The organism is Actinomycetota bacterium, assembly GCA_005774595.1.
GTDB lineage: Bacteria > Actinomycetota > Coriobacteriia > Anaerosomatales > D1FN1-002 > D1FN1-002.
The window spans coordinates 1-2,790 of record VAUM01000263.1 but is presented as its reverse complement, the minus strand read 5'-3'; the positions used below and the strand labels follow the sequence as shown (position 1 = coordinate 2,790).

At 71.1% G+C, this 2,790-nt stretch carries 1 protein-coding gene; it reads left to right on the top strand.

Going from position 1 to position 2,790, the window contains the following annotated elements:
* Positions 1-58 precede the first annotated feature (58 nt).
* A complete protein-coding gene (locus FDZ70_08885) occupies positions 59-2,488 on the top strand; it encodes a PBP1A family penicillin-binding protein (GenBank protein ID TLM71363.1) in 2,430 nt (809 codons plus the stop codon).
* Positions 2,489-2,790 lie beyond the last annotated feature (302 nt).

Below are 2,790 nucleotides of genomic sequence, written 5' to 3'. Positions count from 1 at the left end.
GTCCGGCACGAGGCGCGCGGGCGGGCGCCGTTCGGCCCCGAAGCGAGGAGGCGGCGCCATGCGCGCGATCGGCTGCCTGCTGCTGTTCCTGGTCGCCGCGGCGCTCGTCGTCGGCGGGCTGTTCTACTACAGCGTCGTGCGCGACGTCCCGCAGATCGACGACCTGAAGGCGCAGCAGAAGGGCCGCGACCAGACCACGGTGATCCTCGACAAGGACGGGGGCGTGCTCGCCAAGCTCTACGCCGAGGAGAACCGCACCGACGTCAAGCTCGCGGACGTGCCGCCCGCGCTGCGCAACGGCGTGGTCGCGGTCGAGGACAAGCGCTTCTACGAGCACAAGGGCGTCGACCCGCTCGGCATCCTGCGCGCGTTCCTGACCGACGTGAAGGAGGGCGAGGCGGCGCAGGGCGGCTCGACGATCACGCAGCAGCTGGTGAAGCAGGCGTTCCTCACGGCCGAGAAGACGGCCAAGCGCAAGATCCGCGAGGCGGTGCTCGCGAACCGCATCGAGAGCCGGATGGACAAGGACGAGATCCTCGAGCTGTACCTGAACACGATCTACTACGGGCACGGCTCGTACGGCGTCGAGGCGGCCTCGCAGGCGTATTTCGGGAAGCACGCGAAGGACCTTTCCCTCGCCGAGTCCGCGCTGATCGCGGGCGTGATCCGCTCGCCGGGCAACTACTCCCCCTACCTCCAGCCCGACGCGGCGAAGGAGCGGCGCGACCTCGTGCTGCGCCTGATGGCGGAGCAGGGCTACATCACGGCCGCCGAGCAGGCCGCCGCGGCGGCGACGCCGGTCAAGACGGCGGGATTGAAGGGGCGGCAGGTCGCGGCGCCGTACTTCGTCGAGTACCTCAAGGCGCAGCTCATCGCCACCGGGAAGGTCACCGACAGCCAGATCTACCGCGGCGGCCTGACGATCCGCACGACGCTGGACCCGAAGATGCAGAAGGCCGCCGAGGCCGCGATCGCGGGCACGCTCGACCGCGAGAGCGACCCCTCGGCGGCGCTCGTGGCGCTCGACCCGAAGACCGGCGCGGTCCTGGCGATGGTCGGCGGGCGGGACTTCGCCACGCAGCAGTTCAACGCGGCCGTGCAGGGGCACCGGCAGCCCGGCTCGGCGTTCAAGCCGTTCGTGCTGGCGACCGCGCTGGGCGCGGGCGTGTCGCCCGAGGCCGCGTTCGAGTGCGGGCCGATGACGCTCAAGGTCCCCGGCGCGCCCGACTGGAAGGTCACCGGCGCGAGCGGGGGACGCACGGGCAAGATGCGCCTGCGCGAGGCGACCGAGCAGTCCGTGAACTCGGTGTACGCCCAGTTGATTCTGCAGGTGGGTGCGGACGAGACCGTCGAGACCGCCGAGAAGATGGGCATCTCGACGAAGTTGAACGCCGACCCCGCGATCGCGCTCGGCGGGCTGGAGACCGGCGTGTCGCCGATCGAGATGGCCTCGGCGTACGGCACGCTCGCCAACGGCGGGACCGCGACGCAGCCGTACGGCATCGTGCAGGTGACGAACCAGTCCGGCGCCGAGCTGCTCGCCGTCGCGCCGAAGCCGTCCGCCGGTATCGACCCGGCGGTGGCCTACCTCGAGACCGACATGCTGACCGGCGTCATCACGCGCGGCACCGGGACCGCCGCGGCGATCGGGCGTCCCGCAGCGGGCAAGACCGGCACGACGCAGGAGTACCGCGACGCGTGGTTCGTCGGATACACGCCGGACCTCGTCGCGGCGGTGTGGGTCGGGTACCCCGAGGCGCAGCGCGAGATGACGAACGTGCACGGCCGCAAGGTGACCGGCGGCTCGTTCCCCGCGCAGATCTGGGCGAAGTTCATGAAGGCCGCGCTCGCCGGCCGCAAGGCCGCTGGGTTCGTGAAGCCCGACGGGCTGGTCTCGAAGCAGTACTGCGCCGACACGGGGCTGCTCGCCACCGACTTCTGCCCGAAGAAGGCCGCCGGCCTGTTCCTCGCCGACAACCTGCCGAAGACGTGCGACGTGCACATCGTGCCGATCACCGTGAAGATGCCGAACCTCGTCGGGATGACGAAGGAGGCCGCGGCCGCGGCGCTGCAGAAGCTGCTGCTGACGTTCAAGGTCATCGAGAAGGACGTGCCGGGCAAGGCGGCCGGCACCGTGACCGACCAGACCCCGGTGGCCGGCAGCACGGTCACGACCACGACGCCGATCACGCTCACGGTCGCGACCGGCAGCAACGCGAACAAGGCGCCGACAGCGTCGTTCAAGGTCACGCCGGCGCAAGGCCAGGTCGGCAAGGTGATGACCTTCGATGCGAGCGACAGCACCGACGCGGACGGCACGATCGTGAAGTACCTCTGGGAGTTCGGCGACGGCGGCACCGCCGAGGGAAAGACGGCGTCGCATACCTTCTCCGGGCCGAGCCCCGCGACCGGCTGGAGCGTCACCCTCTGGCTCACCGACGACGACGGGGCGACCGCTTCGGCGGCCAAGTCCGTCGTGGTGAAGTAGGGCGACGCCGGGCGCGGCAGCACGAGTTCGCGATCACCATCCGTGGTCGACCCCGCCGGCGGAGGGTCTCTTCCCGCGCCGTACGGTTTCTCGGAACGATCGTTCCGAGAAACCGTACGTGTCGGGAACACGCCCGGAACCTGCGGGAACGGGGCCGCGTCAGCGCACGCCGCGGAAGAACGCTCCGGTAGTCGCACCGTCGACCGCGGGCGCGGACGGCGCGGGCAGCCCGGCGGCGATCGCGTCGAGCGCCGCGCGGTACGCGGCCGTGATGCGGGCGGCCTCGGCCGCGTCCTCCACGC